Consider the following 25,705-nt stretch of genomic DNA (forward strand, 5'->3'; position numbering starts at 1 on the left):
GCTCCTAAAATTAGTCGCAGGTTGATAATAATGTAAAAAAATGTTAAAAAAAAGCAGAAGTTTAGATGTTTTTCCAGAAAGCAGGCGTAAAAATTATTAGAACTGTAAAAAGCTCTAACCTTCCTAATAGCATTAAAAAGGAAGACCACCATTTGCCTGCAGGAGGCAGACTATCGTAATTGTTTACCGGACTCAAATCTCCAAAAGCTGGACCAACGTTACCCAAGGACGATGCTGCCGCTCCTAAGGAAGTAATAAAATCTATGCCCATGGCGCTAAAAACTAAGGAACCAAAGACAAATACCACTAAATATAAAATGAAAAAAGCCATGATGTTAAATACAATGCCTCGTGTTACAGGTTTGTCGTTATAGCGAACAGGTATAATTGCATTGGGGTGTATGGTTCTTTTGAATTCTAAAAATCCATTTTTAATCATGATGATATGGCGTACAATTTTAACACCACCGGCAGTTGATCCCGCCGAAGCTCCGGAGAACATCATCACGAAAAACATGACAGTTAAAAATGGTGACCAAATGGTGAAATCAGCTGAAACAAATCCGGTGGTAGTAATCACAGCGAGCACTTGAAAAAGTGCATGTCGGAAAGAACTTTCCAATTCGCCATAAATCATAGGATGCGCTATCAACTGAATATCGGTTGGTAATTTTGAAACATTTGCAAAGTTATAAATGACATAAGTGGAAATCGCCGTTAGCATGAATACCCCGATTAAATAAACCTTAAATTCTTCATCTTGAAAGGCTTTTTTGAACTTTCCTTTTGCGATATAATAACTCAAGACAAAATTTGTACCCGCTATAAACATGAATACGATAATAATATACTGAATCAATGGTTGATCGTTCCAATAGGCAATACTCGCATTTTTAGTAGAAAAACCACCTGTGGAAAGGGTACTCATGGCATGATTAATCGCATCGAAAAAATTCATACCTGCCAGTTTCAGCAAAAATGTTTCAATAAGTGTTAAGCTGAAATACAATACCCATAAACGTTTTGCTGTATCGGTAATCCTGGGATGTAATTTATCTGTAGAAGGTCCCGGGGCTTCCGCGGCGAACATTTGCATACCTCCAATGCCCAGCAATGGCAAAATAGCGATGGCCATAACGATAATTCCCATACCTCCAATCCAATGCGTTGTGCTGCGCCATAATAACAAACCTTTTGGCAGAGATTCAATATCATTTAATATACTTGCACCTGTGGTTGTATATCCCGACATCGTCTCAAAGAAAGCATCGGTAAAACTGGGAATATTTTCTGTAATATAGTATGGAAGAGCTCCTGAAAAAGACATCACAATCCAACCCAAAGCAACAACCAAATACCCTTCCCTTTTTTTGATTTCTTTCTTAAAACCTTTGGTGGCAAATTGAGAAATTCCTCCAATGGCAATAGATAGTAAACCGGAAATCAAGATTCCTCTGGTGGCAGCTTCGTGATTTACGAAACTAACCAAGGCAGAAATAAGCATAAAACCACCATTAAAAATGAGTAAAAAACCCATCATTTGAATGATGATTTTTATATTGAGTTTTCTAATTATTCGTTGCACTTAATTAAAGAATTTTTCTACTTTCGGAACTACTGTAGGTAAACAACAAACGACTACTTTATCATCTTTTTGAATTTGAAATCCTCCTAAAGGAATAAGTCCTTTTTTATTTCTAACTACACCACCTATAATGGCATCTCTCGGAAAACTCAGATCTCGAATGATAGACCGAGTAATTTTTGAGTCCTCATGTACATTAAATTCTAAAATTTCTGCTTCAACATTATTTAACATGGTCATTTCTAAGACTTCTCCTTTCCTGATATATCTAAAAATGCTATTTGCGGCGAGAATTTTTTTATTGATGAGTGTATCTATACCTATATTTTTTGACAATTTAAAAAAGTCGATATTTTCTACGAGGGCTATGGTTCTTTTAACTCCTTTAGATTTGGCTACAAGACAGGCCATAATATTCGTTTCAGATCTTCCGGTAACGGCTATAAAAGCATCCATTTCATCAACATTTTCTTCCGTCAATAAATCAACATCACGCCCGTCTCCGTAAATCACAAGTGTATCAGGTAATTTTTCTGCCAAACCAATGGCCTTCGATTTATCTCTTTCAATCAGTTTAACGTTGAAATCATTTTCTGCCAGATCAACGGCAGTAATATATCCAATTCCGCTTCCACCGAGAATCATTACATCTTTGATCTCTTCGTTAAAAATACCCGATATTTTTTGGATTTGCTCAACCCCTTCTGGTGTTGTGATAAAATATAAAATATCTTCACGATTAAATACGCTATCTCCTCTTGGAATAATTGTTTCTTGAGAATCTTTGTGCTTAATGGCCACCGGCATAAAATTTATTTCGCCAAACATATCAGCAGCCTCTTTTACCGTTTTCCCTTCAATCGGCGCTGTTTTCGCGATTTTCATCCCAAGCATGATCAAGGCACCGTTTTCAAATTCGTGCGAATCTTGAAAGGCTGTATTATCAATCAAACCTTGGATTTCATGCGCGGCTAATTCCTCTGTAGAAATAAGTTCATCTATACCCAATGCGGCAAAATCGATTTCTTCTTTATTACTGATTAATTCGGGATCAGAAATACGGGCAATCGTTTTCTTAGCACCTAATTGTTTGGCAATGACACAAATGGCAATGTTGGTGGTTTCAGAAGATGTTACTGCAATAAGCAAATCGGCATTCCTGATGTCAGCATTTTTTAAACAAGATACAGAAGTGGCATTATCTTGAATTGTTTTGATATCGAGTCTAGTGTCGGAGTAAATCAGACGTTCTTTGTTTTCGTCGATCAAAGTGATCTCGTGCGATTCGTAAGAAAGAAGTTTGGCAAGATGGTATCCCACTTCACCTGCTCCGGCAATAATAATTTTCATGAAATTTGAAAACTCAAAGATTATATCGTACAAATGTATACTTTTTCCTTTATATCTTTATCATAAAAAAAGTATGATCCTCTCAAACAAATCTTTAGGTATTAAAGAATGGAAGGCCGATGATAAACCTCGGGAAAAATTAATGAGTAAAGGAAAAGAGGCCTTGAGCGATGCAGAATTGCTTGCCATATTAATTGGATCAGGTAACAGAGAGGAAAATGCCGTATCACTTTGTCAGCGAATTTTAGGAAGTGTAAACCACAATTTGCTCGAATTAGGAAAATTGGGTATTTCTGATCTGATGAAGTTCAAAGGGATAGGGGAAGCAAAAGCACTTAGTATCATTACGGCTTTAGAATTGGGAAGGAGAAGAAGACTTGAAGATGCTTTGGTAAAAGCGAATATTTCTTCGAGCAAAGACGTTTTTGAGTTGATGCAACCTATCATTGGAGAATTAGAATTAGAAGAATTTTGGATAGTTTTTTTGAATAATTCGAACAAAGTTCTCTCAAAACAGAAAATAAGTTCTGGAGGAATTACGGGAACCGTGGTGGATGTTCGTCTTGTGTTTAAAATGGCGTTAGAGCTTTTTTCTACTGCTATTATTTTATGTCATAACCACCCTTCAGGGGGATTAAAACCTAGTCAAGCAGATATAAATCTTACACAAAAAATAACAGAAGCAGGCAAGGTTCTGGATATAAAGGTATTAGATCATCTAATCATTTCAGGTAATCATTTTTATAGTTTTGCCGATGAAGGAAGAATATGAGCCAAGAGACTAAAGTGTAGACCAAAGTTGAAATAAACCGTACATTTGAGCGAAAGAAATTACCCTATGTTGCTTGTATATACACATAAAATTACACCCAGACTTACTTATATTTTCAAGCATATTTTTACCAGAATTTTAAATGTTCAAGTAAATTTTACCTTAAAAATTGAAGATTTTATAGCGCATGAAGGACTTAAAATGTCTTATGGACGACAACAATTAGGGAATGAGTTTTTTGTCCGTTCGACAGATCTTTTGTTTGATCAAGGAATTGATTATTGGGATCCACAAATAACAGAATGGGAGGAGATCCCTATTTTCTTTCAGGTGTCAGCACCTTCTATGATGCCTTTTGATATATTTTCAGCGAGTTTTTATTTATTGAGTAGGTATGAAGAGTATTTACCGCATGTAAAAGATGAGTTCGAGCGTTTTCCGGCATCAGAAAGTTTTGCTTACCAGCAAAAATTTTTACACAAACCCATTATTGATATTTGGTCATATAAACTAAGGGATCTATTACAGAAAAGGTTTCCTGATTTTGTTTTTGAGAAAAGAGAATTTAAACTTATTTCCACTATTGATGTAGATATGGCCTATTGCTATAGACATAAAGGTTTTATTAGAAATTTGGGAGGCCTTTTAAAGGATTTGGCCCAATTGCAGTTTCAAAAAATAGTTGAGAGATTATTAATTGTCTTTAATTTGAGAAAAGATCCCTATGATATTTACGAAGATCTAATTGAACTGCATAAAAAGTATGACATTGAACTAATATTTTTCTTTTTACTGAGCAATTACACCTCATTCGATAAAAATATTTCTGTGAATAACAGCCGGTTTAAACTATTGATAAAAGATCTGGCGGATTATGTTTCTATTGGTTTGCATCCCTCTTATTTTTCTATGAAAGATGAACAAAAAATAAAAGAAGAAAAGAAACGCTTAGACAATATTTTGAACTATCCTGTAAAAAAATCACGACATCATTATTTGCGTATCGAGTTGCCGGAAACGTATCAATATTTATTGGATTTAGAGATAAATGAAGATTACACCATGGGTTTTGCAAAGCATTATGGTTTTAGGGCGGGAACTTGTACGCCATTTTATTTTTATGATTTGGACTTTGAAATTCAGACTCCGTTGAAAATTTTCCCATTTGCAGTGATGGATGGTACACTCAAGGATTATTTAAATTACACTACAAAAAGATCTTTTGACACGATGAGTAAGTTATTGGATGAAGTCAAAAAAGTTGATGGAACAATGATTACTATTTTTCACAACGAATCGCTGAGTGGAACAGGTAGGTGGAAAGGTTGGAACAAAAAGTTTGAAGAGTTTTTAGCGAAAGCGAATGGGGAGAAAGAATGAGGAAATACAAATCAATTTTGTTGCCAGAAATGAGTTAGATACGGTAAAATATGATGCTTGTATTTTTGACGCTCAAAATTCGCTGATTTATGGTTTTAGCTGGTACCTGGATGTGGTCTGTGAAGAATGGGGCTGTTTGGTTTTAAATAATTATGAAGCGGTTTTGCCTTTACCACTGCACAAGAAATTTGGCATCACCTATGTTTTTTTACCTCCCTGGGTGCAACAATTGGGTATTTTTTATCGAAATTCAATTACTCATAAAATCTTTCAAATTTTTGTAAAACAATTAACTGGACACTTTCTTTTTGTCGATGTATTTTTCAATGCACAGAACAAATTTATATTAGAAGATTCTATTCAAAGAAAGAATTTTATCAAGTTTATAAATAAGGATGAGTACTTTATAAGGAGTTATTCAAAAGGTAGAAAAAGTGCAGTAAATCAGGGTGCAAAAAATGGTCTTAATTGCACTAAGATGGAAGAATGTAAAGACTTAATTGAACTTCATCAAAAATATTACCATAAAGATCAGTTGCGATCTGAACTTGATTTGAGAAAATTGAGAAAATTAGTTGAGGTTTTGAAAAAAAAACAAATGGTTGATCAATGGGGAGTTTTTGACGAGAATAGTCATCTATTGGGAGGAGCAATATTTATCAAACACCAAAATCGTGTAACCTACTTGTTTTCAGTTCAAAGTGTGGAGGGAAGAGAAAAGCAAGCGCTATCTTTTCTCATAGATTTTGCATTGCATTTTTACAGTCGGCAATTTGAAATTTTTGACTTTGAAGGTTCGATGAACCAAAATATCGCCACATTTTTTAAGAGTTTTGGGGTAGAAGAGGAGATCTATTTTCATTACCAATCTTCACTTACCCGACTTTTTCAAAAAATAGTAAACGCAAAACATAGAAAGTAAGGAGCTTATCCACATGGTAAGGCATGATGTAATTGCCGCACCCAAAATTCCTTGTGTAGGAATAAAATACAGATTTAATAAAAGGTTGATGACTACTGAAAAACTGGCAATCCAAAAATTAATTCGCGCTTTGCCAAAGGCTGAAAGTAAATTTCCAAATAAAATTCTCAACAATATGACTGCGGTTACGCCAAAAAGCAGGAACAGATAAACTTTTTTATAAGGAAGAAAATCTCGCCCTAAAAACTTCAAAATATCCTCAATAAAAATAAAATGAATCGTCCAGATTCCTAATAGGATTATAATTAATAATGAAATATATTGCTTGATGTACTGAGAAATATACCGACTATTTTTTATATGAGTGGTTAATGAAACAAAATCTGTCATCAAAAAAGCATTTGGCAACAACACCAAACTAAGAGGAATGAGGCTTAAATACTTGTAGAATGTTACCTGAGCTGGATCTTTCAATAAATAACCAATCAAGAATATATCGGCTATAGCGAGTAGTTGAGTGACTGAATTTGATAGTCCTGTAAAGACGCTATATTTCCAAAAATCGATTCCTAATAATTTATTTCCTGAAGTGGAAGTTTGAATTATGTTTTTAGGAAAATAGACCAAGGTAGCCAACATGGGTGTTAGGACGAGCGTGCTTAGATAACCCCAAATCCCGAAAAAATAACAGGTGATAAAAACAGCTGGAAGTAAAATGAGGGCATTAGTTATTTCGATTTTTGCATAGATCTCGTTTTTTCCGATAATTCGGTAATATGTTTTTATGGCTTCTAAAAAAAACAAAGTGAGAATGAGGAATGAAAGGCCCAGAAGATAAAACTGGGACCCTGGCATTTTTATGGTTAAAAAACGACTCATTACGATGATGCTACCCATTAATATCGTGGAAAATATGAATCCCTTTATTAGAACCTCACGTAACAGATTTTGTCGAGAATCACTAGTTTCTTGAAATGAACCAAATCGCAACAAGCCATGTGTTGCACCAAGTCCCGATATGGGTACAAAAAACAAGATGATATTCAAGGCAAAAAGTAGATAGCCCAAATCGTCTTGAGGTAACAGTTTTAAGGCTATCCAGGAACTAAAAAAGATAAATAATTTACCAATGATCATAGATGAGAAAACCCATCCACCTTTACGTGATAAAAAGTTTTTGATATAGGTTTTTATGCTATCCATTTTTCACTAAGTTCAAATAGACTTCGGTAAACTTACTTGCGATTACCTCCTTAGAAAAATATTTTTTAGCATAGGAATGCATGATTTGTTTGTTTGTAGCACCTTTATTAATTTGGGCTTTAATCGCATTAAACAGTTCGATTTCATTATTCGCCTCTACCAAAATACCAAAATCAGCAGGAAAAAATTCGCAAATTCCACCCACTTTAGTGCTCACAACCGGTAATCCGCAGGCAAATGACTCGAGGATGACACAGGGTAAATTTTCATAGTTACTAAATAAAAGTAAAAGATCAGACTGCTGCATAAACTCGGCTACCTTGTTATGATCGACCTGAGGAATAAAGGTAATATGGTGTTGCAGGCCTAATTCATCCACTTTTATATAAAATTCGTTGCCTTCACCGCCCAACATGGTAAGATGAAAATTTATATTATCTGATAGAAGTTTTTGCGCCACATTGAGAATACCACTAATATTTTTATGAGCATCATTTAAACTAGAGACATGTAAAATCTGAAAAACAGTATTTTGATGATTTCGGGGTGTAAATACAGCTGTATCAACTACATTTGGGATAGTATAGAATTTGTTTTGAACACCCAGTTTTCTCATACCCTGAGCCAGATGCTCAGAGACAGTGAGAATTCCATCGGCGTAATTACCCACTAATTTTAATGATAATTTTTCAATGCCACATATTTTAATCAGGTTTGGATAGGCATATCCTGTAAAATGCTCCATTAATAGTAAAGGTTTTTTTCTAAATGCTTTCGTGATTAAAGCAAAAATGCCAATAGGGTGAATCCGGTTGACCTGAATCAAATCATAAGGAGCTAATCTATTCAATTGCTCAACATAAGCCTTATAAAACAGTAGAATTTTCTGTAATAAAAATTTTGTTTCTGGAAGATAGACAATGATGGTTCTCACATGGTTTAAAATTTCCTCAGAAACATATTTTTTACCTAGATTTTTATCTGTTACAAAATGAAGACTTGTTACTTCATGTTTTAAAGCCACTGCATTGGCATGGCGTTGAATAAAATCTCCGTTATATGGAAATATTTTTGAGGGAAACCAACTGTTTAAGAATAATATGTGTAGTTTTTTTTTCTTCAAAATCTAAGTCCTACTTTAGTGCACCAAAGTAAGACACTTTTTGATAAATAAGAACCGATGAAAATAAAACATATATTTTTTGATTTAGATCATACGCTTTGGGATTTCGAAAAAAATTCAAGATTGACTTTTGAAAAGGTATTTCAAAAACACGCGATAGGGGTAAAGGTTCATGATTTTAACGAGATTTACCATCCGATAAATGAAAGGTATTGGAAGCTTTATCGCGAAGAAAAAGTGTCTAAAGCTGAATTGAGGTATGGTCGATTAAAGGAAAGTTTTGACCTTTTGAGCTATGCTGTGTCTGATGAATTGATTGACATTTTAGCTGTTGATTACATAGAACATCTGGCGGATTTTAACCATGTTTTTGAGCATACCTATGAGGTTTTAGCTTATTTGGTAGAACGATACGAACTACACATCATTACAAATGGATTTAATGAAATCCAGTACAGAAAAATGGAAAGTTCTAAATTGACCCCTTTTTTTAAACAAGTAATTACGAGTGAACAGGTAGGTGTGAAAAAGCCAAACCCTAAAATATTTCATTATGCTTTAGAAATGGCTAAAGCAAAACCGGAAGAAAGCATGATGTTGGGTGACAATGCAGAAGCAGATATAGAAGGCGCAAAAATGGTAGGGATGCAAGCCATCCATTGCAGATTAAACGGAGAAAAGAATATCAATGGCAACATTTCTGTTAAAAGTTTGATCGAATTGAAGAAGTTCTTATAAATCAATCGGAATAAGTTTTAAAAATATTGTTTATTTTTAGATTTTAAAACTGCTAAAATCCCCTGATGCAGAAAAGTTTTTTATTTATTTCTTGCCTAATATTTTCATACTTTGTTTCTGCGCAAAACAATCAAATTCTGTATGGATTTGACGGATTACCTCAAACTTTAAATTTGAATCCCGGAGCTGAGGTTCAGATGGAAAAGCATTTTGGAATTCCTTTACTATCAAATATTTACTTTCAGGTTGGAGTTTCAAACAGCGATTTTAATTACAACGCCATCAATCAAGGACTGGAAGGTATAGATGGTAATTTGAGTAAACTTCGGAATATATTTAACCTAGGTTTAAGTAAAGATGATTTTTTTACCGGAAATGCGCAAATGGAATTGCTCAACTTGGGTTTTAGACTAAGAGATCCCGATTACTATTTGTCTTTTGGAATTACCACAGATTCAAAATTTTACGGAAAATATCCCAAAACAACCATGGAGATGTTTTTTTATGGAGACGATGTAAACCAAGATGGTTTGCCGGATGTTGGTGTGGGAAGAGATCTGAGTGAATTGCTCGTGATAGGTGAATTAGTGAATGTATTTTATGTAGGGATCAATAAGAAAGTAAGCGAAAACTTTACAGTGGGTGCAAAAATCAAATTTCTTTCAGGCGCGATGGATGTCGATTTTAGAAATGTGGAAGGCAACTATAGTTTAGGAGAAGATGCTTTTGGCGATTATGAGCATAGGCTAAACGGTATAAATGCCGTGTTTAATTCCTATGGAACAGTGGATGAGAATTATGCATTCGTAGGAGATGATCCGTCTAAAATAGTGCAGGATTTGTTTTTTCTTGGTGGAAATTATGGGGTAGGAATTGATTTGGGTTTATCCGGAAAATTTAGTGAGCATATGTTGTTTAGCGCTAGTTTGCTGGATTTGGATTATTTGAAATATTCTTCAGATGCCCAAAATTTTGAGGTGACTGAAGACTTTGAAATTTCAGATGAAGCATTTACTCCTCCTTTTGAAGGTGAGCCGAGTTATTGGCTTAACCTTTATGATAAATACTATGAGAGTGGACAACTTCCTCTCCAAAAATTGAATAAAAGTTACCAGGTATACAGATCACCAAAATTATATACAGAAATCAAGCGCAGAAATATACTTACCAATTATAGACGAAATGGCAACTCTGTTTTTAGAAATGTGCGATCCATTTACAATTTCGATCAATATGAATTGTACGAAGAATTTGGTATTCAGACTTTTACAGAGTTTCACCCGGCAAGTGTTCAATGGGGTGTAACCGGTTTTTATGCAAGATCTTTAAATGAGTATATATCGGCCAAAGCTACCTATACCCTAGATAGTTTTTCCTACACGAATTTTGGCTTGGGAATTTCGACCCATTTCAATACCTTTAACTTTTTTGTGACTGCAGACAATTTAATAGGACTCTTCAATTACAAAGAAAGTAACTATCAATCAGTTCAAGTAGGTTTAAATATGATCATAAATTAAAAACATGTCAAAAATTAAAATATTTCTAGTTTTTTTTATCTCCTATCTAAGTATGAACGCTCAGAGCGTTTTAGATGCTTACGAGTATATTATTGTACCAAGGACATTTGAAAGTTTAAAAGAAGAAGACAAATACCAAGTCAATTCTTTGGCTCAGTTTTTATTTGAAAAAGAAGGATTTAAAACTTTAAAAGAAGGGGAGGCGTTTCCCGGTGATCTTGCTCAAAACCCTTGTTCTGCCCTTCACTTGTCTATGTTAGACGATTCGAATTTATTTACAACGAAAGTTAAATTAAAGTTAGAAGACTGTCAACAACAGTTAGTTTTTGAATCAGGTGAGGGAAAAAGTAAGGAAAAGGACTATACAAAGAGTTATCATGAAGCTTTTCGCAATGCTTTTGAGTCTGTCCAAGAATTAGGTTATCAATATAATCCTACGCTTAAAAATACGCAATCTACTAGTTCTCAGCTTCCTGCTGTAGTGGCTGCGCCAACTGTTCTCGCTCAACCTGAGGAGGTATTGCAGCCCCAAGCCCCATTGCAACCTGAAGTAGTTGTGACGGCTATACCAGAGGAAGAAGAAAAAGTAGCGTCGTTTGCACATACCTATGCCAATGACAATGTCTCTTTTATGCTTATTCCTAAAAGTAATGGCTACCAGGCATATATCACAGAGAGTAAAGTTGATGGATTAAAACCTGGCGAGGTCATTGGAGATTTTCAACAAACTTCTTTACCTAATGTTTTTCGTGTGAATTGGAAAAATCCTGAGGGGAAAATGGAATCGACTACCGGTTATTTTGATGAGTCAGGTAAGTTGAAAATTGACGTGAACAAAAACGGAAATATCGAAACAGTTGTTTTTACCAAAAAATAATTCAATAACCATATTTATTTTTCCACAATTGTTTTAGAAAAGTTCTAAAACTGTTTTCGCGTGAATTATTTCCCGGTTCATAAAGTTTTGTGCCACTAATTTCATCCGGCAGGTATTCTTGTTCTGCAAAATTGTGCTCGTAATTATGGGCGTATTTATAATTTTTTCCGTAATCCAGGTCTTTCATTAATTTGGTAGGAGCGTTGCGCAGATGAAGTGGAACAGAAAGATCACCTGTTTTTCTCACCAATTCTTGGGCTTTTCCTATGGCCTCATAAGAGGCGTTACTTTTGGGTGAATTGGCCAAATAAATAGCGCATTGGCTCAAGATTAATCTGGATTCGGGATATCCAATTTGGGCGACAGCCTGAAATGTATTATTGGCTAAAATGAACGCTGTAGGATTGGCATTGCCAATATCCTCGGAGGCAAGAATCAACATTCTCCTTGCGATGAATTTTACATCTTCACCACCTTCAATCATGCGGGCTAACCAATAAACCGCGCCATTAGGATCGCTTCCGCGGATGGATTTAATAAAAGCGGATACGATGTCGTAATGTTGCTCACCACTTTTGTCGTAGCGAGCTACATTCTTTTGCACTTTTTTTAATACTAGATCATTCGTGATTTCTATTTTTTCTGCTTCATCGCTTACCAATATTTCAAAGATGTTCAGTAGTTTTCTGGCATCACCCCCAGAAATTTGTATCAAGGCCTCGGTTTCTTTTAAGTTAATTTGCTTCTTTTTAATGAGTTCATCCGTGTTTATCGCCCTCAATAATATGGCATTCAATGCCTCTTTGTCGAACGAATTTAAAATATAGACCTGACATCTCGAAAGTAGGGCAGGGATAACCTCAAAACTAGGGTTTTCTGTTGTGGCTCCAATTAAAGTTACGATACCCTTTTCAACTGCACCTAGCAGAGAATCCTGTTGCGATTTACTAAAACGATGAATTTCATCTATGAATAAGATGGGGTTTTGTGTTGTAAAAATTCCCTCGTTTCTTTTTGCAGATTCAATAATTTCTCTTACTTCTTTTACGCCCGCTTGGATGGCACTAAGTTGATAAAAAGGTCTGTCAAATTTATTGGCTATCAAATTTGCCAAAGTAGTTTTCCCTATTCCCGGTGGACCCCATAAAATCATTGAGGGTATTAAACCAGTATTCATTTGTTTGGATAAGATGCCATTTTTCCCGATCAAATGATCCTGTCCTATATATTCTTCCAGGGTTTTGGGTCTAATTCTTTCTGCCAAAGGTGCATTCATATGGTAAAAATAGATATTTTAACTGTAGTTTTGATCGTGTAATTTTGTTTAGTGTGTAATGATTTTAAAGAAGTATGAGTACATTTAAATTTAGTCCGATGATATTGGCTGTGCCACTTTACTTCGTTCTTTTCCTATGGATCGTGTATTGGTTCGAGTTGAAATTTGGTGTCAGTTTTAATAAATATGGGATACTTCCTCGTGATTTTATGGGTTTAAGAGGAATTGTTTTTGGTCCTTTTATCCATAAAGATGTCAATCACTTGTACAATAATTCAGTGCCTCTTTTTTTATTTATGCTGAGTTTGTGGTTTTTTTACAGAGATGTGGCGCTCAAAATATTTATCTATGGAATGATTTGTCTGGGATTTTTAACCTGGCTTATTGGTCGAAAATCGTACCATATTGGAGCGAGTGGGGTTGTCTATATGCTCTTTAGTTTTATATTTTTTAGTGGTATTTTTAGAAAGTATTACCGGTTGATTGCGGTTTCTCTGGCCATAATATTTCTTTATGGCAGCATGGTTTGGTATATTTTACCTATTGAAGAAAATGTCTCCTGGGAAGGTCATCTTTCGGGTTTTTTGGTAGGTTTGGTCTTTGCTTGGATTTTTAGAAATGAAGGTCCGCAAAGAAATCAATTTAGCTGGGAAATAGAAGAGGGGGAGGTAGAAGAAGGGGATGAGAGGTATTGGGAAATTGATCCTTCTAGTGAGAACTTTACGCCAAACAAATAAAAAAAGCCATGGTAATTTTACCATGGCTTTTATTTCAATGTAGGTTGGAAATTAATTTCCTCCGTCCCAAGTGGTTCTGGTACTCAATTCGTTACCACCCATTCTTGAGATAGCAGCATTTACATTATCCTCATTTAAATCAAATTCAGACTGTGTATAGGCTCTTCTTCTTGGAATTTCTTCATCACCTGCAGCATCTGGAGCTCTTTGAAGTTCAGGATATCCTAATCTTCTCCATTCTGCCCATGAATTTAATCCTTGTGCGAACATGGCAACCCATTTTTGCTCTCCGATTGATTTTTCAAACATGTCAGCATTGTAGGCCACGCTAGGCTGAGCCAAATAAGTATCTAGACCGGCTGTGCTGATACCATATTGTTCCCAGCTCGCTTCAATAGCAGCATTGTAATAGTCCTCTGCAGAACCACTACCAATACCCCATCTCTGTTTCGCTTCTGCCATAATGAATAACACTTCACTATATGTAATGATGTAACTTGGCAAATCGATATTTTCTGTAAAGTAATCACCGATTAATGAAGTTTCTTCAGCTGCAATTAACTGTGCCGTAGCTTCGAAATAACCATAAGGTTGACCTGCATAGGTGTTTCCATTAACTTCATAAGGTTTGTATTTCAACCAGAAATCATTCGAATTATCGTCTCTTGAACTAATATTTCTAACCGGTTTACCGAATACAGGTAATCTTGGATCTTTTCTATCACCTAAAAAGTTAACCATTGTATGACTTAAACTGTAGTCAATTCTAAAAGGAGCAATATTGAATTCATCGTACCAAGGACTCGCACTACTGGCATCACCTCCATATTGAAACCCTGCATTTTCTGCATTGCTCTCAATCACACCTAAAGCAAGTCCTGCATTGATGGCATCTTGAGCTAAATTTGCATCAGTATTTGAAAAACGCATTCCGGCTCTCAATAATAATGAACCTGCTAATTTTTTCCAACTAGCCATATTTCCGTCATAAAAGCGATCTCCCAAAATAGGATTTAAACCAGAAGTAATCAAAGTACCCGCTTCTTTTAATTCTGCAATGGCACCTTGATAGATCTCTTTTTGAGCATCGTATTTGGGTTGATAATTTTCAGTTCCTTGAAGCGCTTCTGAATAGGGCGCATCTCCCCAAGTATCTGTTATTGTCATAAACGCCCAAGCTCTCAAAATTTTGGCAATAGCAATTTGATTGTTATTATCACCAGAGGCTGCAGCATCTTCCTTGGTTGCTTCCTCTGTGTTTAATCGGATGATGTCTTCAAGGTTGTATAAACCACCTGAATAAAATCCAATAAAACTAGATTGGTCACCATCATATCTATCAGTACCTGTATACGTGTTATTGGCCATTTGTTGGCTGTAAATCGACCCAAATACGTCGTAACCCGCAATGTTAAGTATGTTAAATGTCAAATTCGACTGTGCGCTTGTCAATAGGTAGGAGGTTGGAACCTCACTTACCGAGTTAGGGTCGACATTGATATTCTCTGTAAAATTATTACACGAGGCAGTAAGACCTACTACCAAGGACATCGCAGCAAAATTTCTGATCAATTTTCTAGATGTTCTGTTTTTAAATATTTTCATTTTAATTTCTTTTTTGATTAGAATTTCAAATTCACGTTAAAACCAATGGATCTTGTACTTGGAATTTGACCTGATTCCATTCCTTGAATGTTACCACTACCCAGAGCAGCATCAGGATCAATATTAGGTACATTGCTGTGGATCAACCATAAGTTTCTTCCAATGACAGAGAAAGAAACATCGCTGATTTTTGCATTTTCAAGCAATTTTCTATCTAATCTATATGTAATGGATGCTTCTCTTAATTTAACAAAACTAGCATCATAGACAAAGGCCTCATCTCTGTTTGCTAAATGGCCATACCATTGTTGCGCATCTGTGTATCCGTCAATAGGATTGCCATTAGGATCAACTCCAACGATATGCACACCACCTCCTTCAGAAACTGGATCTCTTTTTGGATTTCCTTTATCGTTTAAACCGGCAGTTTCTTTGATTAAACCTGAGTTGGTACCCCATCTCTGAGACATAGAATAAATATCACCACCTTGTGAAAAGTCAACCAAAGCATTGATAGAGAAATTTCCAAAAGTAAATGAGTTGATCACACCTCCTGTATAATCAGGCATGGTAGAACCAATCGTTTTACTGGAAGTTCTCACTGTTTCAATATTTCCGTTCGCTAGTTGCTGAAATATCTGAGTTCCATTCTCGTCATAAGTAAAACCACTACCGGCCATCAAACCATAAGTTTCACCTACTCTGGCATTGATAGAACGTCCGTAAGAAGTAATTTGATAATTATCAACGCCTTCAACTAATTCTACAACCTCGTTCTTATTGGTTGCCCAGTTAAAACCGATGTTCCAGTTAAAGTTATCTGTTCTTATTGGTGTTACACTTGCCGCTAATTCCCAACCTTCATTCGTCATTTCACCTGCATTTACCCAAACCGAAGTAAAACCACTTGTACCCGATACACTGATAGGTAAAATAAGGTCTGTAGAAACTTTGTTGTAATAGGTCAGATCAAAAGACAATCTGTTCTGAAAGAATGCAGTCTCCAAACCAATTTCCCAAGATTCAATATTCTCAGGTTTTAATAATGGGTTATTAGAGTTATTTGGCACAGAGAAAGTTGGATCTCCACCTACAGGAGTGCCAGAATCATATGTATTGTATAACTGATATGGTCCGGTATCATTACCGATTTTTGCCCAACCCGCTCTCACTTTACCAAAAGAAAATATGTCATTTGGTAACAATTCACTAAACACAAAAGATCCACTCACAGCTGGGTAGAAATAAGAATTTTCTCCATCTGGAAGTGTTGATGACCAGTCATTTCTAGCAGACCAATCCAAATAAAGCATACCCTTGTAACCGAAAGAACCAAAAGCTGTTAAAGAGTTGATGATTTTCTTTTCTTTATAATCAGTTATATTTGGACGATCTAAAGAGGCATTCAGGTTGTAAAAATCCGGCACAGTAAATCCACCAACAGTTTCACCACCATTATTTTTGTATTTGTTCGTTCTGTTATTCGCTTGGAAATTTACAGTTACGTCAAAATCATTGAAGCTGTTGTTATAAGTAGTCAAAAATTCGAAGTTATCTTCACGACCTTGTCTCACATATTCTGAATAATACTCAGTTGCTAAAGAACCTGAAGCGGTTCTGTCTTCAGCAGTAAAGGTGTAAAAATCTGTTCTACCAATCACAGACATTGTTAAATGATCTGTCAAATTGTATGTCAAATTCACGTTACCATAAACCCTGTCTCTCACATCTTCTGTAAATGATTCGTTTACAATCCAGTATGGGTTATCCCAGTAGTTTGGTCTTGTATCCGTAGGGCTTCTGATGTTCCAGCTTTGCGCCACACCTGTTGGTGATTTGTATTTTCTCTGCAAACGATTCATGTCTACCTGGCGTTGGAACCATTGGTTAAAAGATACCGCTACGTTTTTACCGTTGCTAAAGTCATAACCAACAGTAGGTCTACCTTTAATTTTAGTGTAGATATAATTGATACTGGCAGAGGTAGTAAATTTATCATTGATTTTATGCGTTCCGTTCAATGAAATTGAGTTTACTTTTCTGCTAGAATTAGGCATAATGCCGTCTTCATCAGTGCGGCCCATAGACAATCTGTATTGTGTGCCTTCTGTACCACCTGAAATGGCAGCATTGTAATTTTGCGTAATTCCCGTTTCGTAAAAATCTCTTACGTTATCTGGGTTTGCTGTCCATGGTCTCAACTCTCCAAAAGAAGGGTCTCCAGGTAACCAGCTATCCCAATGTCTTACCAAAGTACCATCTAATTTAGGTCCCCAGCTTTCATCAGCACCGTAATTTGGAATTTTTTGTCCTTGAAAAGCAGCCCATTCTGCAGGATGACGAGAAGGGTCAAAATCAAAAGTTGAAAAGGTTTGAGAATAACCTCCACCGTATTCATTTTGATACTCAGGCAAAACATAAACGTTATCAAAAGTTAAACTTGTGTTCAACTCAACAGTTGTTCTGTTCGCTTTTCCTTTTTTGGTCGTGATCATGATCACACCATTGGCACCTCTTGAACCGTACAAAGCGGAAGCTGCAGGTCCTTTTAACACGTTGATAGACTCAATGTCGTCTTGATTAATATCAGCAGAAAGATCCCCATAATCTATACCACCTTGACTTCTTTGCGTTGAAACCGAGTTAAAGTTTGAATTTTGAATTGGAGTACCATCGATCACATAAAGCGGACGGTTGTCACCAGAAATTGAGTTTACCCCACGGATCAGAACTCTGGTCGATCCACCAATGGTTCCATTGGCACCTTTAACCTGAATACCGGCAATTCTACCTGCTAAAGCGTTGTTCACGTTGTTTGCAGGGTTTTTTGCTAGTTCGTCTGTTTTTACTTCTTGTGTAGCGTAACCTAAAGATTTTTTCTCTCTGGTTAAACCGAAGGCCGTTACAACCACCTCATCAAGTGTGTTTTGCCCCGATACCATGGCTACGTTAATCACATTTTCCAACCCTACAGTGCGGGTTTCTGAAGTCATACCGATAAAACTAAACCGAAGCACATCCCCTTGCTTGACAGAAATAGAATAATTCCCATCAAAATCAGTTTCTGTACCCATTGTAGTTCCATCTACAATAACACTTACTCCCGGTAAAGGTCCCGATTCATCGGAGACATTTCCGGAAACTGTTTTCTCTTGTGCATAAGAAATATGCACTAATAACGCAAAAATTAGCGTTAAGATTCCATTAAACCTTGTTTTCATTATTTAACATTTAAATTAGAAAATTTATAAGTGCCAAATATGTGAAATTTATGTTAACTAAGCAATTTTTAAAGAAATAATACGCAAATTAATGCACTATATAATAAATACTAAAAAAAAATAGGTATTCTTTAAAATAAGTGCTAATAATATATATTTAATACAATGGATAGCTATTTATGGTTATAAATGATATAATGTTTACAAAGTAAAATACCTAGTATATATCTATTTATGCCTGTTTTTGTGCGTAAAAGTGCAAGAAGTATAAAAAAAAAGTTAAATAATTAGGCCAGTAATGCTCTTTGCCTGACAATTTCGTAGAGCGCAGCTCCACATGCTACAGAGACATTGAGCGATTCTATTTTTCCCAACAAGGGAAGTTTTCCTTTGGCATCTACAATTTTTAAAATGCCATTTGAAATACCTTTTTCCTCAGAACCCATAATTAATACGGTAGGTTCTTCAAAGGTCAATGTGTAAAACGATGTATCTGTTTTTTCGGTAACAGCAATTACTTTAAAACCAGATTGCTGAAAGGCATAAATGGCATCTAAAGAATGATCTACCCGACATAAAGGAAGGTTAAACGCCGCTCCTGCGGAAGTTTTTACTGTGTCGGCATTAATAGGTGCATTTCCTTGTTTAGGAAAAATGACAGCATCCACTCCTGTGCATTCGGCTGTCCTTAAAATGGCGCCAAAATTACGTACATCCGTTATTTGATCGAGCAATAGTACAAGAGGGGTACTTTCTTTCTTGAGCAGATTTTCGATTAGACTATCCAGATTTACCGTTTTAACCACGGAAATTTTGGCCACTGCCCCTTGATGGTTTTGATTTTTTGCGAGTTTGTTGAGTTTCTCAATAGGTACATAGCTTTTTGTGATCTTATTTTCTGCAATACTCTGTTTTAATTGTGTCGCTAAATCACCTTTTAGATCTTGTAAAAGATATAATTTTTCTATCTCTTTTCCCGCTTTAATGGCTTCTAAAATCGCTCTGATGCCAAATATTGTAGTGCTTTCTTCCATAAGGCAAAGGTAAGAGTTTAGACCATAAAAAAAACAGCCCAACATATTGTTGGACTGTTTTTAGTTTTATTTTTTGAACTACTTATTTACTTACAGTAAAAGTAGTGCTTTCTATAGTTTCGAATCCGCCACCTTCAACAATCACATTACCATTATTGGTTAACCTGTAATATCCAGGAGCGTTAATACCATCACCATAGGCATCATACATCACAAAAGTATAGGTTCCATTTTCCAAGCAAAAGGCCTTAGTAAAGGATTCTGCTCCTGCATAATCTGAACCTGCATCAATTTCGACGTCATTTGCATCGAATAAAGCCCAAGATGACTCTTCAGGATATTCATCAAAAACGATGGCTAAAATTACTTCGTTATTAGGGCAAACTTGTTTTACATTTAGAACCAAACGTTGTCCTAAAAATACGCCATCTTGAGGCACTAGTTCTAAAATTAGAGTTTTACCATTTTCTCCAATGTTGATATCAGAAATAGTCACGTCAAAAGATCCTTCATTACTACCTCCGGGTACTGAAACTGAAGAAGGTACCGTGTAAGATGCAGGATCTGCCGTTGAAGAAGGAGAAACTTGAATGTCAAAAGTTCTGGTTGAACCCATTATTTTGGTTGTGTAAACTTTGAATGTATTGGTATTTGTTCCATCCAAATCAACACCAAAAGTGGTGGTTTTGTCAGCAAAGGTGACGTAATTAAGTGTTTCGTCATCATCACTACAACTGCTAAAAGCAATCAATGAAATTGCTAAAAGTATTAATATGTTGAGTTTTTTCATTTTTACTAATTATTTAAATTGATATGTAAATCTTATCGATATAATAGCAAATTTGAGAACCGAGGTAGTAATGTGATACTATCCTCGGTTTTTATTTTGCTTAATCTATAAATGGATTGTTTTGAATTTCTAATTGTGGAATTTCAAAAGTCATTCTGTCATCGTCATAAGAAATAGACTCACCAATGTTAGAGTAGTGGTTAGGACCTCTTTTGGTTGTAGCCTTAAATCTCTTCATGGCCAAATAACTCTTTCCTTCACCCCATAGTTCAACTCTTGTTTGGAAATAAATCTCATTTAACAAGGCTTGTCCAGAAAGGCCGTCTACGTATGAAACGTCATCAAGTCTCTTTTCCAGTAACATTTTTAACGCAGTTTTTGCAGATCCCTCATCACCACTTCTTGCGGCAGTTTCTGCATGTAATAAATACATTTCAGCAACGCGCATGTAAACATAATCTGTTTCAATATTTCTCTGACCTCCAATTACTCTATCTAAGTCATAGAATTTATTGATTGGTTGTAAATTACGACCAGAAGCAGGGTTATTTAAAAACTGTCCTTTTCTTACGTCATTCGCTGGAATGGCTGCATATAGATCTGCATCAATTGCTTTGTAATCTCCTGCCCAAGCATAGCTATAAGTATAGACATCCATTTGACCCCACCAAGAGATCAAATCAAGGCCATTGTCAAGAACAACGTCGTGACCCCACATCCAACCTGGTGTGTTAACATCAGTAAATCCTCCTAAAACTTCTTCTGCACTCATTAAAGTGTACCCACCATTTTCGATAATATCTTTCGTCAAATCAGCAGCTTTACCATTTTCACCTGTAACCGCGTAGGTATAAGCTAAAAAGGCTTGTGCTACAGATTTATTTATTTGATTCTTTTGTGTTCTAGAAAAAGTTTCTAATAAACTAATGGCATCAGTCAAATCTTTTTCGATCAAAGCATAAACCTCACCAGCTGTACTTTTAGGCTGATTTGGATCACTAGGATTTGTATAGATGGGTAAAATGGCTTCACTTGGGTCATAAGCTTCTTGAAAGTATTGAGTTAAATAGAAATACCCATAAGCTCTAAGCGCTTTTGCCTGGCCTAAGATGTGTTTATTTTCTTCCAATTCAGGCACCACATCATTTCCTCCACCTGCGTCAATAACCAAGTTGGCAGAACGGATAATTCTATAGTAATATCTCCAAACCTGATAATTGTCTTGGAAAGTAAAGTCAGTAGTCGTTTGGAATTGGGTTATTGTTCTGTACCATCCATAGGTACTTACAGAAAGTGCCATGTCTCCACACAACATATCTCCATAAATATCATAACCTTTTTGACCAAAATCGTCATGACCTGTGGTACCTCCCGTTCCTGCTTCAAACATTAAAGTGTAAATACCGTTCAAACTTCCAGCTAAAAGTTCCGGGTTATTTTCTGAAGCAGCTGCTAACTGCTCTGCAGATAAAAACTCTGTTGGGTAAACTTCTAAGAAGTCTTCGCTACAGCTCCATCCTAAGCCTCCTAGGAAAAGAAGTGTTAGGATATAATTAAATATTTTTTTCATGATCTATAATTTTTCTAATTAAAATTTAACTCTCAAACCTAAACTGAAGTTTGTCAAAGGTGCATAGGCATAACGCTCTGAAGCACCTGATTCTCTTTGTGTTGGGTTAAAACCAGCTCTCTCAGACATTAAGAATAAGTTATCTCCAGAAACCCAAATGTTCACATTATCAACTCCACTCTTTGGAAAATCTCTTTCAGTTAAAGTAAATCCTACCCTAAAGTTGTTAAAAGCGAGATAATCTGTTTTTGTCAAGAAACGTGTAGACGTAGAAACATAATTGGTAGAAGTACCGTTGTCTAGTCTTGGGATATTTGTAATATCACCTGGTTCTTGCCATCTATTTCTCATATCAGTATGCCAGTTGTTATTACCAATTTGGTCATTATCCATTAAATCTTGGTAGTTGCCATCAAAACCGTAACCCCCTAAGCTATAAATAAATTGAGTACTGATATCAAATCTTTTGATTTGTGCATTTAATCTAAAACCACCACTTACGGTTGGAATCGCAGATTTGTTCACATATTTCTGAGTTGCTGCAGAATAAGTTTTCGTTGTTGTTTTGCTAATTTCTGCATCTGGATTTGCATCTTGGAAGTCTAACATGGACAGAATTCCTTCTCCTGCATCTACTACCCCATTGCCATTTTCATCATTGAAATACTGGTACCACATAGCAGCTCCATCAGCAGGATCAACGCCCGCCCATTCTCTGATATAGAAATCATACAAAGAGTGACCTTTAGATCTACCAAAAGTTCCGGCAATATCAATTAGTTTTTCTTCTCCTGTTGCAGGGTCAATTGGCATTCTGGTCAATTCGTTTTGCAAGAACGCACCATTTACTGCGACATTGAATTTATAGTCTTGTTGATTGATAATTCTAAAATTCAAGTCAAATTCAAGACCACTGTTTCTGAGAGCTCCATCATTTACGGTTAATAATGCATAACCTACAGAAGGCCCTACTCGTCTGTCGAATAGCAAATCGTCAGTATCTTTGATATAATAATCGATTGCTCCGTCTAAGAAATTCCACAATGTAAATTCAACTCCCGTTTGGAACATGGTTGAAGTTTCCCAGGTTAAATCTGCGTTACCAATTACTTGCTCAGTCGTTGCATATGAATCACCCAAAAGTGTTGTTTGATATAGGTAGTATCCAGGGTAGAAACCAACACCGGCTTGCTCACCCACAGTACCATAACTACCTTTTACTTTTAAGTAGTTTAAGAAACCAGAATTGTTGGCAAAATTTTCTTCTGTAACAATCCAGCTAGCACCTAAAGAATAGAATGTACCCCATTTGTCGTTAACAAACCTTGATGAACCATCTGTTCTTAATGAGGCTGATAAGAAATATTTACTGTTGTAATCGTAATTTACTTGTCCAAAATAACTCTCTAAACTCCACTCATCTGTATACCCTAGTGGTGGAGAAGATACGATGATGAAGTTGGTCAAATCATCTAGATTTGGATCAGCAGCTTTTGCTTTTGAAATGTCGCTTCTTTTTCTTAACCAATTTGTTGCTTCATGCGCCGCCAAAGCTTCAAAATTGTGGTTGCCCCAATCGTTTTTGTATCGCAACAAGTTTAACAAGGTATAGGTTGTAAATTCTTCGTGACGCTTAAAGATAGATCCCAAAGTACCTTCTGCAGAACCGTAAAATGGGTTGTTCAAATTGTTAAAAATACTGCTGTAGTACTGTCCACCAAAACTATTTTCAAAAGATAAGTGATCGCTAAAGTTGATGTTCAAAGCTACTTTACCGTCAACAGAATTTCTTTCTGTTCTACTTCTGTCATAATGAGCATCTGCAATTGAGTTGGTCAAAGCACCAAAACTTCTACCGATACCGTAATCATATTTATTACCACCAAAGATAGGTTCAGGTATAAAGTTTCCATTTGCATCTCTTTCGTATAATGGGAAAATCGGAGGAATGTTATCTGTAAACCAGAAAATACTACCTGAGTCTTCAGATTGACCGTTGTTGTTTGACTCTGTACGTGCAAAGCCCATATTAAAAATGGCATCTAACCAAGGTTTTACTTCGCTGTTTACATTCAAACGAGCAGAAAGTCTGTCGAAGTTTGAGTTGATAATCGCACCTTGATCATCTAAGTATCCGATAGAGGCAAAGTAATTGCTTTTTTCAGTTCCACCACTTAAGTTTAAGTTTAACTCACTTCTAAAAGAAGTCTGAAAACCGTAATCTTCCCAGTTCTCAGGGTCGTATTTACGGGTAACACCCGGATTGAACAAACCTGTATCAGGATTGATCAAGTCTGGACCGGCTTGATTCCACATATTGTATTTTGGGTCGATACCTCTACCGCCAAAAAGGTTATCATTGGCGTATTGTGCAGGATCTGTAGCACCTGTTACAACACCTTGGTTGTACAAAGCATTCCATCCGATTTCCATGTATTCTTCAGGAGATTTGATACGAGAATGTCTCTCTAATAAAGGCATATTGACACCCGATTTTAAATCAACTTCAATCGTTGAAGTACCTGAACGACCTCTTTTTGTATTGATCAAGATTACCCCGTTCGCACCTCTAGCACCATAAATTGCGGTTGCAGTTGCATCTTTTAAAACTGTTGTAGACTCAATATCTTGAGGGTTGATGGTGTTTAAAGCTCCCGAAAAAGGAATTCCATCAATGACATATAATGGATCTCTGTTACCATTTACAGAACCAAAACCCCTAACCCTAACCGTTGGTACTGTACCAGGTTGTCCGGAAGTATTGATTACAGTAACCCCTGCAACCTCACCGGTTAAAGCCTGAGCTACGTTAGATACTGATTTCATTTCTAAAATTTCAGCATCCACTGTTTTAACAGAACCTGTAAAAGACTTTTTAGTTGAAGAACCATAACCTACGATCACAACTTCATCTAAAGTATTGGCTGAAGCAACCATACTTAAGTTAATTGTATTGTCTGCTCCAACGGTTCTTGTGACAGTTTCCATTCCCACAAAGCTGAATCTTAATACATCGCCCTGGTTTACTGAAATTGTATAGTTACCATCAAAATCTGTTTCGGTACCTCTGGTTGTACCGTCTATAAGAATACTAACTCCAGGTAAAGGACCGGTTTCATCCGATACATTTCCTGAAACAGTTTTCTGTTGTGCAAAAGAAATCTGCACCACTAACGCTAAAAGTAGCGTTAAAATTCCACTAAGCTTTGTTTTCATTCTATGATGATTTAATTAATATGAATTATTTGTGTCCAAAAATCTGAAAAAAAGTATAAACAGGCAAGATTATTAACAAAAAAACTGTTAATCATGTTAAAGAAATGTGAACATAATTAAGTGATGCAGCATATATGAAATGGTTGCTTAATAATGGCAAAAATTATTTTATGACAAAGAAAATAAATACAGCGCCTAAATCTTAAAATAATGTTAACGAATGTTACAGAAAAGCATGGGTTTTTAACTGTTTTTGAGGGGTGGAAATGTTGATATGACGCTTTACTCATAAAAACTTTTTATTTACGGCTTACGCCTATAAGTCAAGTAACAATTGAATCTTTGCGTTTCTGTATAAGACTTGCCCATTTTAAATTGCCTAAATGCTTATCCATTTTTTACGCGAGAATCATATTGGTTTGAAGTGTTAATTTTAATAGCTAAATTAAAAAAATGAGGCGTTTTACGATGAATTTTGAGTGGTGGTAAAGTAACTTAAGTTACATCCATAATCCAATAATGTAGCTTAAATCGGTTTATATACCGTCGATTGTATTGGTGTGGTGATGTAACGCACAACTCAAAAACATTGCGGGTATATCATACACTGCATAGAGACATTATTGAAATAGGATGGTATTGGTATTCAAATGGCAGGGAATATGCAATTGTAAAGCACTTTTCATGCAATCTCAGTGCAATCTCAGTGCGCATTCAGTGCGCTTTCAGTGCGCTCTCATCAAATTTTGAGGGTCTCGCTAAACTAAATTGATAAGCTCTTGTTCT

18 protein-coding genes are annotated in these 25,705 nt (G+C 35.9%); 7 read left to right on the forward strand and 11 right to left on the reverse strand.

Going from position 1 to position 25,705, the window contains the following annotated elements; all coding sequences use genetic code 11:
• Nucleotides 1-61: 61 nt before the first annotated feature.
• Complete coding sequence (locus tag ACFQ39_RS14160; protein WP_377180501.1) at nucleotides 62-1,540, reverse strand: TrkH family potassium uptake protein; 1,479 nt, start codon at nucleotides 1,538-1,540, stop codon at nucleotides 62-64.
• 45 nt (nucleotides 1,541-1,585) lie between these two features.
• Nucleotides 1,586-2,935: a Trk system potassium transporter TrkA gene (trkA, locus tag ACFQ39_RS14165; protein ID WP_377180129.1), complete on the reverse strand. Its 1,350-nt coding sequence runs from the start codon at nucleotides 2,933-2,935 to the stop codon at nucleotides 1,586-1,588.
• 73 nt (nucleotides 2,936-3,008) lie between these two features.
• Between trkA and radC the strand changes: the two genes are divergently transcribed.
• Genes radC through ACFQ39_RS14180 form a run of 3 tightly spaced genes read left to right on the forward strand, consistent with a single transcriptional unit; the run spans nucleotide 3,009 to nucleotide 6,009 of the window.
• The gene (gene radC, locus ACFQ39_RS14170; RefSeq protein ID WP_377180131.1) at nucleotides 3,009-3,707 is read left to right on the forward strand and encodes a RadC family protein; all 699 of its coding nucleotides are present in this window, start codon (nucleotides 3,009-3,011) and stop codon (nucleotides 3,705-3,707) included.
• 45 nt (nucleotides 3,708-3,752) lie between these two features.
• Nucleotides 3,753-5,087, forward strand: a complete 1,335-nt coding sequence (locus ACFQ39_RS14175) for a polysaccharide deacetylase family protein (RefSeq protein WP_377180133.1) — start codon at nucleotides 3,753-3,755, stop codon at nucleotides 5,085-5,087.
• The gene (locus ACFQ39_RS14180) at nucleotides 5,071-6,009 is read left to right on the forward strand and encodes a hypothetical protein (RefSeq protein WP_377180135.1); all 939 of its coding nucleotides are present in this window, start codon (nucleotides 5,071-5,073) and stop codon (nucleotides 6,007-6,009) included. Before ACFQ39_RS14175 ends, ACFQ39_RS14180 begins: the two co-directional genes overlap by 17 nt.
• Here the strand turns inward: ACFQ39_RS14180 and ACFQ39_RS14185 are convergent.
• Both ACFQ39_RS14185 and ACFQ39_RS14190 read right to left on the reverse strand, forming a co-directional pair.
• Nucleotides 5,959-7,212 (reverse strand): polysaccharide biosynthesis C-terminal domain-containing protein, encoded by a 1,254-nt coding sequence (locus tag ACFQ39_RS14185; RefSeq protein ID WP_377180137.1) that lies wholly within the window; start codon nucleotides 7,210-7,212, stop codon nucleotides 5,959-5,961. The two genes, ACFQ39_RS14180 and ACFQ39_RS14185, sit on opposite strands and share 51 nt — an antisense overlap.
• A complete protein-coding gene (locus ACFQ39_RS14190) occupies nucleotides 7,205-8,335 on the reverse strand; it encodes a glycosyltransferase family 4 protein (RefSeq protein ID WP_377180139.1) in 1,131 nt (376 codons plus the stop codon). The genes ACFQ39_RS14185 and ACFQ39_RS14190 overlap by 8 nt, the downstream gene beginning before the upstream one ends.
• A 57-nt stretch (nucleotides 8,336-8,392) precedes the next feature.
• Here ACFQ39_RS14190 and ACFQ39_RS14195 point away from each other — a divergent pair, with 57 nt between their 5' ends.
• From ACFQ39_RS14195 to ACFQ39_RS14205, 3 genes are all read left to right on the forward strand, one after another.
• A complete protein-coding gene (locus ACFQ39_RS14195) occupies nucleotides 8,393-9,073 on the forward strand; it encodes a YjjG family noncanonical pyrimidine nucleotidase (RefSeq protein WP_377180141.1) in 681 nt (226 codons plus the stop codon).
• A gap of 65 nt (nucleotides 9,074-9,138) precedes the next feature.
• Nucleotides 9,139-10,593, forward strand: a complete 1,455-nt coding sequence (locus ACFQ39_RS14200; protein ID WP_377180143.1) for a DUF5723 family protein — start codon at nucleotides 9,139-9,141, stop codon at nucleotides 10,591-10,593.
• Nucleotides 10,594-10,645: 52 nt separating this feature from the next.
• The gene (locus ACFQ39_RS14205; protein WP_377180145.1) at nucleotides 10,646-11,470 is read left to right on the forward strand and encodes a hypothetical protein; all 825 of its coding nucleotides are present in this window, start codon (nucleotides 10,646-10,648) and stop codon (nucleotides 11,468-11,470) included.
• A gap of 1 nt (nucleotide 11,471) precedes the next feature.
• Here the strand turns inward: ACFQ39_RS14205 and ACFQ39_RS14210 are convergent, their stop codons facing one another.
• Nucleotides 11,472-12,746: a replication-associated recombination protein A gene (locus ACFQ39_RS14210; RefSeq protein ID WP_377180147.1), complete on the reverse strand. Its 1,275-nt coding sequence runs from the start codon at nucleotides 12,744-12,746 to the stop codon at nucleotides 11,472-11,474.
• A gap of 74 nt (nucleotides 12,747-12,820) precedes the next feature.
• On the opposite strand from ACFQ39_RS14210, the gene ACFQ39_RS14215 reads away from it, so the two are divergent.
• Complete coding sequence (locus tag ACFQ39_RS14215; RefSeq protein WP_377180149.1) at nucleotides 12,821-13,483, forward strand: rhomboid family intramembrane serine protease; 663 nt, start codon at nucleotides 12,821-12,823, stop codon at nucleotides 13,481-13,483.
• 51 nt (nucleotides 13,484-13,534) lie between these two features.
• Here ACFQ39_RS14215 and ACFQ39_RS14220 read toward each other — a convergent pair whose 3' ends face one another.
• The 6 genes from ACFQ39_RS14220 to ACFQ39_RS14245 form a co-directional block, all read right to left on the reverse strand.
• Entirely contained in the window at nucleotides 13,535-15,088 is a 1,554-nt protein-coding gene (locus tag ACFQ39_RS14220; protein WP_377180151.1) for a SusD/RagB family nutrient-binding outer membrane lipoprotein, read from the reverse strand.
• A gap of 17 nt (nucleotides 15,089-15,105) precedes the next feature.
• On the reverse strand, nucleotides 15,106-18,309 hold the full coding sequence (locus tag ACFQ39_RS14225; RefSeq protein ID WP_377180153.1) for a SusC/RagA family TonB-linked outer membrane protein: 3,204 nt from the start codon (nucleotides 18,307-18,309) through the stop codon (nucleotides 15,106-15,108).
• 287 nt (nucleotides 18,310-18,596) lie between these two features.
• Nucleotides 18,597-19,343 (reverse strand): 23S rRNA (guanosine(2251)-2'-O)-methyltransferase RlmB, encoded by a 747-nt coding sequence (gene rlmB / locus ACFQ39_RS14230; protein ID WP_377180155.1) that lies wholly within the window; start codon nucleotides 19,341-19,343, stop codon nucleotides 18,597-18,599.
• Nucleotides 19,344-19,425: 82 nt separating this feature from the next.
• A complete protein-coding gene (locus ACFQ39_RS14235) occupies nucleotides 19,426-20,133 on the reverse strand; it encodes a hypothetical protein (protein WP_377180157.1) in 708 nt (235 codons plus the stop codon).
• A gap of 100 nt (nucleotides 20,134-20,233) precedes the next feature.
• Entirely contained in the window at nucleotides 20,234-21,703 is a 1,470-nt protein-coding gene (locus tag ACFQ39_RS14240; protein ID WP_377180159.1) for a RagB/SusD family nutrient uptake outer membrane protein, read from the reverse strand.
• A gap of 18 nt (nucleotides 21,704-21,721) precedes the next feature.
• Nucleotides 21,722-24,919 carry a SusC/RagA family TonB-linked outer membrane protein gene (locus ACFQ39_RS14245; RefSeq protein ID WP_377180161.1) on the reverse strand — a complete coding sequence of 1,066 codons (3,198 nt, stop codon included), beginning with the start codon at nucleotides 24,917-24,919 and terminating at the stop codon, nucleotides 21,722-21,724.
• Nucleotides 24,920-25,705 lie beyond the last annotated feature (786 nt).

This window comes from Namhaeicola litoreus, assembly GCF_042679565.1.
Classification (GTDB): Bacteria; Bacteroidota; Bacteroidia; order Flavobacteriales; family Flavobacteriaceae; genus Namhaeicola; species Namhaeicola litoreus.

Excerpts from the sequence above, each read along its gene's own strand:
- ACFQ39_RS14235 (WP_377180157.1), bottom strand. The coding sequence starts at position 20,133 with ATGAAAAAACTCAACATATTAATACTTTTAGCAATTTCATTGATTGCT.
- ACFQ39_RS14195 (WP_377180141.1), top strand. The coding sequence starts at position 8,393 with ATGAAAATAAAACATATATTTTTTGATTTAGATCATACGCTTTGGGAT.
- ACFQ39_RS14185 (WP_377180137.1), bottom strand. The coding sequence starts at position 7,212 with ATGGATAGCATAAAAACCTATATCAAAAACTTTTTATCACGTAAAGGT.
- ACFQ39_RS14205 (WP_377180145.1), top strand. The coding sequence starts at position 10,646 with ATGAACGCTCAGAGCGTTTTAGATGCTTACGAGTATATTATTGTACCA.
- trkA (WP_377180129.1), bottom strand. The coding sequence starts at position 2,935 with ATGAAAATTATTATTGCCGGAGCAGGTGAAGTGGGATACCATCTTGCC.
- radC (WP_377180131.1), top strand. The coding sequence starts at position 3,009 with ATGATCCTCTCAAACAAATCTTTAGGTATTAAAGAATGGAAGGCCGAT.
- ACFQ39_RS14180 (WP_377180135.1), top strand. The coding sequence starts at position 5,071 with ATGGGGAGAAAGAATGAGGAAATACAAATCAATTTTGTTGCCAGAAAT.
- ACFQ39_RS14200 (WP_377180143.1), top strand. The coding sequence starts at position 9,139 with ATGCAGAAAAGTTTTTTATTTATTTCTTGCCTAATATTTTCATACTTT.
- ACFQ39_RS14225 (WP_377180153.1), bottom strand. The coding sequence starts at position 18,309 with ATGAAAACAAGGTTTAATGGAATCTTAACGCTAATTTTTGCGTTATTA.
- ACFQ39_RS14220 (WP_377180151.1), bottom strand. The coding sequence starts at position 15,088 with ATGAAAATATTTAAAAACAGAACATCTAGAAAATTGATCAGAAATTTT.
- ACFQ39_RS14210 (WP_377180147.1), bottom strand. The coding sequence starts at position 12,746 with ATGAATGCACCTTTGGCAGAAAGAATTAGACCCAAAACCCTGGAAGAA.
- ACFQ39_RS14245 (WP_377180161.1), bottom strand. The coding sequence starts at position 24,919 with ATGAAAACAAAGCTTAGTGGAATTTTAACGCTACTTTTAGCGTTAGTG.
- ACFQ39_RS14240 (WP_377180159.1), bottom strand. The coding sequence starts at position 21,703 with ATGAAAAAAATATTTAATTATATCCTAACACTTCTTTTCCTAGGAGGC.
- ACFQ39_RS14160 (WP_377180501.1), bottom strand. The coding sequence starts at position 1,540 with ATGATGGGTTTTTTACTCATTTTTAATGGTGGTTTTATGCTTATTTCT.
- rlmB (WP_377180155.1), bottom strand. The coding sequence starts at position 19,343 with ATGGAAGAAAGCACTACAATATTTGGCATCAGAGCGATTTTAGAAGCC.
- ACFQ39_RS14215 (WP_377180149.1), top strand. The coding sequence starts at position 12,821 with ATGAGTACATTTAAATTTAGTCCGATGATATTGGCTGTGCCACTTTAC.